Origin of the sequence: Bradyrhizobium sp. (assembly GCF_050014615.1) — a bacterium.
Lineage (GTDB): Bacteria > Pseudomonadota > Alphaproteobacteria > Rhizobiales > Xanthobacteraceae > Bradyrhizobium.
Genome location: NZ_JBEKCZ010000188.1, coordinates 1 through 10,365 on the forward strand (window position 1 = coordinate 1; position 10,365 = coordinate 10,365).

The 10,365-nt window shown below is 60.8% G+C and carries 4 protein-coding genes; 1 reads left to right on the plus strand and 3 read right to left on the minus strand.

The features are described from left to right. Positions 1-665, minus strand: a 665-nt coding sequence (locus ABR948_RS23810) for an ABC transporter permease (RefSeq protein ID WP_428122816.1), incomplete at its 3' end; no start/stop codon positions are given. Between the two features lie 34 nt (positions 666-699). Continuing rightward, the gene (locus tag ABR948_RS23815) at positions 700-2,301 is read right to left on the minus strand and encodes an ABC transporter substrate-binding protein (RefSeq protein WP_428122819.1); all 1,602 of its coding nucleotides are present in this window, start codon (positions 2,299-2,301) and stop codon (positions 700-702) included. A gap of 491 nt (positions 2,302-2,792) precedes the next feature. Here ABR948_RS23815 and ABR948_RS23820 point away from each other — a divergent pair, with 491 nt between their 5' ends. After that, on the plus strand, positions 2,793-8,357 hold the full coding sequence (locus ABR948_RS23820; protein ID WP_428122821.1) for a trifunctional serine/threonine-protein kinase/ATP-binding protein/sensor histidine kinase: 5,565 nt from the start codon (positions 2,793-2,795) through the stop codon (positions 8,355-8,357). 45 nt (positions 8,358-8,402) lie between these two features. Here ABR948_RS23820 and ABR948_RS23825 read toward each other — a convergent pair whose 3' ends face one another. Beyond that, complete coding sequence (locus ABR948_RS23825; protein WP_428122825.1) at positions 8,403-9,695, minus strand: cytochrome B6; 1,293 nt, start codon at positions 9,693-9,695, stop codon at positions 8,403-8,405. Positions 9,696-10,365: the final 670 nt, after the last annotated feature.

The window sequence follows — 10,365 nt, forward strand, 5'->3', positions numbered from 1 at the left end:
CGTGCCAGCGGCGCCATCACGCTGATCGCAAGGGTCAGTGAAGGCAATGCGAGCTGCGCAAGGCTCGACTCAAGCGCTCGCCAATTGCCGCTGAGGAGCGAGTCCACGGTATAGAGGCCGGTGATCGCAACCGGCGGACTGATCCCCGGCCCAAGTCGCCCCAGCGGCGCTGGCGCGATGTCGAGCAGATAGAAGAAGACATAAATGAGAATGAGCCCGGTCCAGAAACTGGGCATCGCCACTCCCGCGACGCTGAAGATCCTGCCGAAATGGTCGATGATCTTGTCGCGATGGATAGCGCAAAGCACGCCCATCGGCACGCCAAGGAGAAGCGCGAGAAAAAGGCTCGCCACGGTCAGTTCGAGCGTCGCCGGCAGACGTTGCATGAAGTCGGTCAGAACGGGCCGCCCTGTCGACGAACTTTCGCCGAGGTCGCCATGCAGGAGCCCGGCCACGTAACGCCCGTATTGGACAGGGAGGGGCTCGTCGAGCCCCATTTTGTGCTTCATCTCCGCGACATATTGCGGAGTGGCCATCGGGCCCGCCTTCACCAGGGCGGGATTGCCCGGCAGCAGATAGACCAGCAGAAAGCCGATCACGCTCACGCCAAAGAGCGTCGGAACCACCAAAGCCAGCCTGCGGACAACGAGGAACAAGAGCGACATCTTGTCAGCGATCCAACGCGGAACGTGGGTTTGCTCAGGCGAAGCTCATCCTATCGAAGCGCTCGTACGAATCCCATACTTTCTCGAGCCCGACGAGCTCGGAGCGCATCACGCGCGTCCAGTTATCGTACCAGAGAAGTCCCCAGACCGCATCGTCAAGGATGATCCTTTGTGCCTCCTTGACGCTGGCCGCTCGCTTTATCAGATTACCCTCGCGAATATTGTCATCGATCAGTTTGTCGAGCGCCGGATTGGCATAGGAGCCCTTGTTTGTCCCAGCCGCCGCGCTGTGAAAGTTCCAATAGAGGTGATAAAGTGGATCGTTGATCCAGGATTGCCAGGCCTCGATCGACAGTTCGTGATCGCCGTTGGATGACAGCTGGCGAAACGTCGCGTCGGTCTCCTTCTCGATTCTGACCTGGAAGCCTATCTTCTCCAGTTCTCGCTGAATCCAGACCGCCGCCTGTTCGTGCGGCTCGTAGCCAACGCGAACCGCGAACTTGACGGGTATAAGACCTGTACCCAAGCCGCTCTGCTGCATCAGCGACTTGGCCTTCGCGAGATCATATTTGTAAGGTGAGAGTGAGCCGTCGTAGCCGGGCGTCTGGCTCGGTACCGGGCTCGTCATCTGCTCGCCGTAGCCGTAGAGGACATTCGGAATGATCGCCTGGATTGGTATCGCATAATTCACCGCCTGGCGAACCTTGACGTTGTCGAAGGGCGGCTTTTTGAGATTCATGCAAACGAAGTTGCAATTGGTATCCGGTAGTGAAACCACCTTCAATTCGGGCTCAGCTTCAAGGCTCTTGAGATTCTTCGGCGACATCGAATTCGGCCCGATCACCATGTCGATTGCCTTCCGCTTGAGGAGCAGAATGCGATCTGCCTCGTTCGGAGTGAACTTGGCGACCACGCGCCTGAAATACGGGGTCGGCCTCCAATAGTCGGGAGTTGCTTCGAGTACGACCTCGACGCCGGGTTCATTGCTGACCAGCCGATACGGGCCAAGACCAGCGACGTTGCGCTTGAGCCAGTCAGAAGCCCAGGGATCGTCAGTCGTGGCGTGGGCCTTCACCATCTCCGGGTCGAGCAGAGCGTTATTCGACACAGCCAACACGTCCAGAAGCATGGCGCTCGGCGCGGGCATGTTGATCACGAAAGTGGTGTCGTCGCGGACTTCGAACTGATCGGGCTGCGTGACGGCCAGCAGCGTTGGAAAAATGAGCCGCATATAACCGGGCGATTGCAATCCACGATCGAACAGATATTTCACCGCCTGCGTATTGACAGGCTTGCCGCTCGGGAATTTCAGGCCCCGGCGAATCTTCACAACGAGCGTCTTGCCGTCGTTCTCGTAGGCCCAGCTCTCGCCGACTCCGCCGAGGAACTTGCCTGGCTTTGCGAATGAGAGACCGGGCCTTCCCGGCACTGGTTCGGTGCCCCAGCTTAATACGGTGTCATAGATGTTGCATTGGACGATGTAGGCGCCGTCCGACTTGAATTGAGCCGGATCGAGCGTGTCGATGTCGGTGCTCCAGCCTACCGTCAGCGTCGAAACGTCCTGCGCTCCCGCCGAGCGCGGGAGAAAGCCGCGGGAGAGCGCCGCTCCGCCACCGAGCCCGGCCCATTTCAGCACACTGCGACGAGACTGGTCTCCAAACATTGGGACTCACCCCTCCGTTCGCCGTCGAGGATCGGTACGCTGTATTCGCTGGCAGGCACTCTATGCAATTCATAATTTCCATGCAAATTGCGCCAATATGTGACGCCCGTCACTAGAAACTTGAATCCTGGGGCACCAAAAATTTTAACGTAGGCCCAACCAGACGAGCACAATCGAAACTGTTGCGATCTCCTCAGCACCACCCAAATCGCCATAGATCGCGGCACCGCAATACCTTATCTGCCGCGGGTTCCTTCCTTGGCGGCTTTGAGACTTGCCGACGCCCGGCCCATGCGTCCGTGGCGATGCTTATGATCGGGTCAGCATCCGCAAACCTTCGCAGTAACGGACATGGTCAGGCTGCCTCGTGAGTGGTAATATGCCTGTTCAGCCTATCTCTAGCCGCCCCTGAGAATATTTTCTCAGCCCGATGGCGGCCACCGACCTGAGGGCGGATACCGCAGATGAACCCATCTTCCTGGTTCGGCGCCGGTGGAGATAGTAGCCTCAAGGTATTGTGGCAGGACGGCGAACGCGTCTTCTGCCGAAGGGACAACCACATCTGTGGAGGGGAAAACCACGCCAACGGCTATCAGGCCGCTGTGCTCGCTGTGCTGCCCGCCGCGGAGCATCCGACACCTGCCACCCTCGATCGCCTCGCTCGCGAATACGGACTGAAGGACGAACTGGATGGGGCGTGGGCGGTGCGACCGCTTGAACTCGTCCGCGAGCGCGGCAGGATCATGCTGGTGCTCGAGGACACCTACAGCGAGCCACTGGACCGATTGCTCGGTGCGCCCATGGAGGTGCCGAGCTTTCTGCGCATCGCGATAGCGGTTGCTGCGACCCTCACGCAGGTCCACCGGCGCGGCCTCGTCCACAAGGATATCAAGCCGACCAATATCCTGATTAACCGCATGACCGGAGAGATCAAGCTCACCGGCTTCGGCATCGCATCGCGTCTGCCGCGCGAGCGGCAGGTGCCCGCACCACCCGAGTCGATCGCGGGCACGCTCGCCTATATGGCGCCCGAACAGACCGGACGTATGAATCGCTCGATCGACGCCCGCAGCGACCTCTACGCCCTCGGCGTTACGCTCTATCAGATGCTCACGGGCTCACTGCCGTTTACCGCGGCAGAACCCATGGAGTGGGTCCACTGCCATATCGCCAGAAAGCCGGTGCCACCAAGCGATCGACTGGAGACGGTCCCGGCCGCGGTCTCCGCCATCATCCTGAAGCTGCTCGCCAAGAACGCCGAGGATCGCTACCAGACCGCGGCCGGCCTGGGGCGCGACCTCCGGCGTTGTCTCGATGCATGGGAGGCTCAGCATCGGATCGACGCCTTCATATTGGGCCAGCAGGACACGTCCGACCGCCTTTTGATTCCGGAGAAACTGTATGGGCGAGAGCGCGAGATCGAGACCTTGCTCGCCGCCTTCGACCGTGTCGCCACCGGCGGCCGGCCCGAACTGGTGCTGGTCTCCGGCTATTCCGGCATCGGCAAGTCCGCCGTCGTCAACGAACTGCACAAGGCATTGGTGCCGCGGCACGGTCTTTTCGCCTCCGGCAAGTTCGATCAGTACAAGCGCGACATCCCCTATGCAACGCCGGCACAGGCGTTTCAGAGCCTGATCCGCGCGCTCCTGGGCAAGAGTGACGCCGAGTTGGCCGGCTGGCGCGATGCGCTGCACGAGGCGCTGGGCCCGAACGGGCGGCTCATGATCGATATTGTCCCCGAATTGAAGCTCCTCATCGGAGAGCAGCCGCCCGTCGTGGAGCTTCCGGCGCAGCAGGCACAAAGCCGTCTTCAGCTGGTGTTCCGGCGGTTTCTCGGCGTCTTCGCGCGGCCCGAACATCCGCTGACGCTCTTTCTCGACGATTTGCAATGGCTCGACGCAGCGACACTCGACGTGCTCGCCGACCTTTTGACCCAGACGGACGTGCAGCGGTTGCTGGTGATCGGCGCCTATCGGGACAACGAAGTCGATTCCGCCCATCCGCTGAGGCGAAAGCTCGATGCCATCAGTAAGGAGGGAGCGTTGGTGCAGGAGATCAGCCTTGCGCCGCTCGCCCGAGAAGACCTGGGACAGCTGATTGCGGATACACTGAGCCACGCGCCTGTCCGTGCTGCCCCGCTGGCGGGACTGGTGCACGAGAAGACAGGTGGCAATCCGTTTTTCGCCATTCAGTTCATTTCTGCGCTTGCCGAAGAAGGGCTGCTCCGCTTCGATCATGACTCGGCGCGCTGGCGCTGGGAGTTGGATCGCCTTCACGCCAAGGGCTACACCGACAACGTGGTGGAGCTCATGGTCGGGAGATTGGCCCGCCTGCCCGTCGAGACCCAGACTGCATTGCAGCAACTCGCCTGCCTCGGCAACGCCGCCGAAATCGCGATGCTTTCGATCGTTCTCGGAAAATCCAACGATGAGGTTGCTTCGGACCTTTGGGACGCCGTTCGTCTGGAGCTGGTCGAACAGCTGGAGGGCTCCTACAGGTTCACCCACGACCGCGTCCAGGAGGCCGCCTATTCATTGATACCGGACCATTTGCGCGCCGAGGCGCACTTGCTGATCGGACGGCTGCTCGCATTGCACACCCCTGCGGAAAAACGCGAAGAGGCCATTTTCGAAATCGTCAACCAGCTCAACCGCGGTGCCGCCTTGATCACGTCACGCAATGAGCGTGAGCAGCTGGCCGAGCTCAATCTGCGCGCGGGCCAGCGCGCCAAGGCCACCACCGCCTACGTCTCGGCACTCACCTATCTGACTGCAGGCGAGGCGCTGCTGCCGGAGAACTCGTGGGAGCGCCGGCACGAACTCACCTTTGCGCTGGCGCTGCACCGGAGCGAATGCGAGTTTCTCACCGGCGCACTGGCGGAGGCGGAGCAGCGCCTGGAGGAGCTTTCAAGGCGCGCCACCAACACGGTGGAACGAGCTACGGTCACGTGCCTGCGCGCAGATCTGTACACGACCCTCGATCAGGGTAGCCGCGCCATTGCCGTCGCTCTCGACTACCTTCGGCATCTGGGCATCGACTGGTCGCCGCACCCCACGAAAGAGGAAGCGCGACGCGAATACGAGCGGATCTGGTCTCAGCTCGGGAGCCGCGAGATCGAGTCCCTGATCGAGCTGCCTTTGATGAGCGACCCGGCATCCCTCGCGACGCTGGACGTTCTTGCCAAGATCGGGGTACCTGCATTCTATACGGATGCGAACTTGCTTGCCCTGATCACCTGCCGGGCGGTCAATCTCAGCCTCGAGCGTGGCAACTGCGACGCTTCGTGCAGCGCCTATGTATGGCTATCCATGATCGCCGGCCCGATCTTCGGCGACTATCGGATCGTCGTATACCGTTTCGGTCAGTTCGGCTATGATCTGGTCGAAGGACGCGGACTGACACGGTTCCAGGCCAGAACCTATATGGACTTTGGCGACAGCGTTCTGCCGTGGACCAGACATGTCCGGGCCGGCCGTGATCTGGTGCACCGCGCGTTCGAGGCGGCGATCAAGGTCGGCGATCTCACTTGTGCCGCGCACTGCGGCAACCAATTGAACACCAACCTTCTGCTCGCGGGCGATCCGCTCGATGAAGTGCAAGTCGAAGCCGAGCGTGGCCTCGCGTTTGCCCAGAAGATGCGGTTCGGCATTTGCGTTGACTTCATCGCCACCCAGCTCGGACTTATCCGGACGCTGCGCGGCTTGACGCCGAAATTCGGTTCGCTCGACGATGAGCAGTTCGATGAACGTCGAATCGAACGCCGCTTCTCGGAAAATCCGGATTTGGCGTTTGGCGAGTGCTGGTATTGGATCCGCAAGTTGCAGGCACGCTTCCTTGCCGGCGACTATTCGTCGGCCATCGAGGCCTCGTCGGGAGCGCAACGGCTGTTGTGGGCCTCGGTTTCAATGCTCGAAACCGCAGAATATCACTTTTACGGCGCGCTGTCTCAAGCAGCCGCTTGCGATTCCGCGGCAGCCAGCGAGCCGCGGCAGCCATACCTCGACGCTGTCGCTGCGCACCACAAGCAACTTCAGCTCTGGGCGGCGAATTGCCCGGAGAATTTCGAGAACCGCGCCGCGCTAGTCGGTGCCGAGCTGGCTCGGCTCGAGGGGCGAGACGTCGACGCGATGCACCTCTACGAGCAGGCCATTCGCTCGGCTCGCGGCAACGGCTTCATTCACAATGAGGCGCTCGCCAATGAAATGGCTTCCCGCTTCTATGCGGCGCGTGGTTTCGAGAAGATTGCCCGGGTGTATTTGCAGGACGCCCGCTACGGCTATTTGCGCTGGGGGGCCGATGGCAAGGTGCGGCAACTCGACGAGATTTATCCACACCTCAGGGAGGAAGAGCCAGCATCTTCACCGACGAGCACAATCGGGGCGCCGGTCGAACACCTCGACCTCGCGACCGTGATCAAGGTGTCGCAGGCCGCCTCAAGCGAGATCGTCCTCGACAAACTCACCGAGAGGCTCATGAGAATCGCGGTGGAGCATGCCGGCGCTGAGCGAGGCATGCTCATCCTGTTTCCGGGCAACGAGCCGCGAATCGCGGCGGAAGCGGCGTCCGGTCGCGGCCAGGTCGAAGTCACGCTGCGCGAGGCGGTCCCTACAACGGCCGAGCTTCCCGAATCCCTGCTCAATTACGTGATCCGGACGCGGGAGAGCGTCATCATTGATGACGCCTTGATGCAGAATGCCTTCTCGGCAGATGACTACATCAGCCGGAAGCACGCCCGGTCGGTCCTTTGCCTGCCAATGGTAAAGCAATCCAAGCTGATCGGCGTGCTTTATCTCGAGAACAATTTGGCATCGCGCGTGTTCACTCCCGCCCGGATCTCGGTGCTGGAATTGCTGGCGTCGCAAGCGGCGATCTCGCTGGAAAATGCCCGTCTGTACAACGATCTCGGGGAACGGGAGGCCAGGATCCGCCGTCTGGTCGACTCGAACATCGTCGGCATCATGATCTGGGATTTCCAGGGCCGGATCATCGAAGCCAACCAAGCCCTTCTCGACATGTTGGGCTACAGCCGCGAAGAGCTCATATCGGATCGAATAGGGTGGGCGGAGTTGACGCCCACCGAGTGGGCGCCCGCCGACCAGAATGCGTTGGCCGAGGTCAGCGCGACCGGAAGCTCCGGGTCTTACGAGAAAGAATATTTCCGCAAAGACGGCAGCCGCGTGCCGATTCTGATTGCCGGCGCGCTTTTCGAGTGGAAACGAGACGAAGGAGTTGCCTTTGTCATCGATATGACTGACCGCAAGCGGACGGAAGAGAGGCTGCGCGCCAGCGAACAGCGCCTTCTCGATGCCCAGATGGAACTCGCACACGTAACGCGCGTGACGACGCTGGGAGAAATGACAGCTTCCATCGCCCATGAAGTGAACCAGCCGCTCGCCGCCGTCGCCGCCAACGCCGAGGCCTGTCTGCGCTGGCTCGATCGCGCAACTCCCGACCTGAACGCAGCGCGCCGCTCGGTGGAATGGATCATAAACGACAACAATCGGGCGAGTGAGGTAATCCGGCGTGTCCGGGCGCTCGCGAAAAAGGCTAAAATTGAGCGGCTGCCCCTCGACATCAATGACGTTGTCAAGGAGGTCAACGCGCTGGTGCACAATGAGCTAGTCGACCACCAGGTGTCGTTACGAACCGAGTTCGCATACGCTCTACCCATGGTTCTGGGCGATCGGGTCCAATTGCAGCAGGTGATTATTAACCTGGTGATGAATGGTATCGAAGCCATGCAGTCGGTCACCGATCGGCCGCGTGAACTGGTAATTCGATCCCTCCAGGACGAGGCCCACCAAGTGCTGGTAAGCGTGACGGATTGCGGCGCCGGCATTTCCGCCGAGAATGCGGGCCGGCTGTTTAACGCGTTCTTCACCACCAAATCCGGCGGCATGGGTATGGGACTCTCGATTTGCCGTTCGATCATGGAAGCCCACGGTGGTCGGCTCTGGGCCACCGCCAACCTACCCCATGGTGCCACGTTTCACTTAACCCTGCCGCTAAATGCAGAGACAGCGTCGTGAGTCGCGGCGCGCGACGCGGACCGCGCTAGTGAAACACCGTTTCGGTCAGAGGGTGCGAAGAAATGCGACCAGATCGCGCTTCTCCTCGCCAGACAGTTTCGTGCCGAGCACCAGATTGAAGAACTCGACGGTGTCATCGAGTGTCAGCAGGCGCCCGTCGTGCAAATAGGGCGGCGAGTCCTTGATGCCGCGCAGCGGGAAGGTCTTGACGGCTCCGTCACCGACTTCACTCATGCCGTTGATCATCTCCGGCTTGAAGAAACGCTCGGTCTTGAGATCGTGCATCAGGTTGTCGGTGTAATAAGGCGCGGCATGGCATGACTCGCACCGGCCCTTGCCGAAGAAGATCTCCTGGCCGCGCATCTCGGCGGGCGTAGCCTTGCTAGGATCGAGCTTGCCGAACACGTCAAGCTTCGGTGCCGGTGGGAAGCCTAGTTCCTCCTGGAACTCCGCCATCAGGTCGACCTGGCTGATTCGATCGAGGGGATTGAGGCCCTTCTTGGCGGCGATCACGTGGTCACCATCGAAATAGGCTCCGGCCTGCTCGAACTGGGTGAAGTCCTCGATGGTCTTGAGCGCGCGTTGCGAACCAAACAGCCGCTGGATTTGCACGCCGCGCAGCGTCGGAGTGACGATGCGATGGCGGGATTCCTCCGGACGGGCATCGGGAGCCAGGTGCGTGGCCTTGTTGGTATGGCCGTTCGAGTGGCAGTCGAAGCACGCTGAGCCGCGGCTCGGCAACTCGGAACGGCGGTCCTCCGTGAGGTTGAACTGCTGCTGCGGGAACGCAGTGACGAGCAGGCGCAAACCTTCCAGCTGCTTGGGAGGGATAATGCCGTTAAACAACTCGTAATAGTTCTCGATGGTGACGAGCTTGCCTTGCGTGACGTCGCCGAGGTCGGTCCGCTGATTGAGATACATCGGCGGCGGGAATTCAGGCAGGAAATGATCCGGGATATCGTAGTCGACGTCGAAGCGCGTGAGATCACGTCCCTCCTGCCGTTTGATCTCGTCGATCACGAAGTGCGGAAACACGAAGCCACCCGCCGAATGCTTCGGATGGGGCAACGGATAGAATCCTCTGGGAAAAACGTTCTGCTCGTGAATCTGCTCCGGGCTCATATTCGCGAGAGCCTCCCAGGTCTTTCCTGCCGGGAGCTTGACGCGAACTCCTTCCTGTACCGGCTTGTTGCGGTCCATCGTGACCCCTGCGGCCGGTCGATTGCTCAAGTCGTATCGCTCGTTGAGAAGCGCCATGTGCTCGCGCGTCACCTCCGGCTTCTCTGCGGACAGCCTTGCGAAGATCGCCGAGAACGGCTCGGTGATGTCGACCGGCATGTAGCTCGTCTTGCCGCGGGGCGCTTGCTGCGCGTAGGCGACGCCGAACGCAAGGATGACGGCGGCAGATGCCACTCCGGTCAGAAGTTTTCGGGTTTTCCTTAGAACCATGGCGCTCTCCTTGAGTTCTCCCGTCGACCCAACTCGCACCCAAGCGATGCATGGGCGTGCAGTTCTTCTCACACCGCCGATAGGCGCCGTGCAGGCATCAAATCCCCCACGTACCGGCCTTCGCCGCCGTATAGCGCTGCGCAATCTTCGCCCAGTTGACGGTGTTCCCACACGCTTTGAGATAATCGGCGCGGCGGTTCTGTTAGTTCAAATAATATTGGCGACATGGGCTGCGTGATGCTTGTCATGGTCGATTTCTGGTTTTGCTATCGATATGCGGCTCGAATGCGCTGGACGGATAGGCAAGGCGGGGGAGTGAAAAACGGCTCTGTCGGAGCGGGCAGCGCAGTCTGGGCAAGGACTTTGGAAGGCGCCGCTGCGGCTGCCGCAATTCCGGTCGCTGCGATAACGAGATGGCGGCGAGACATCGACGACATAGAATTTCCCCGGATGGTTTCGGTGGCAAATTGTGATAGTCGGTTCTGAAGAAGTTCTCCTGATCCGCTCCCGTCATCACCGAATCTTACGGCCGCAGCGCGATTCCGTTGCCGATCAAAGG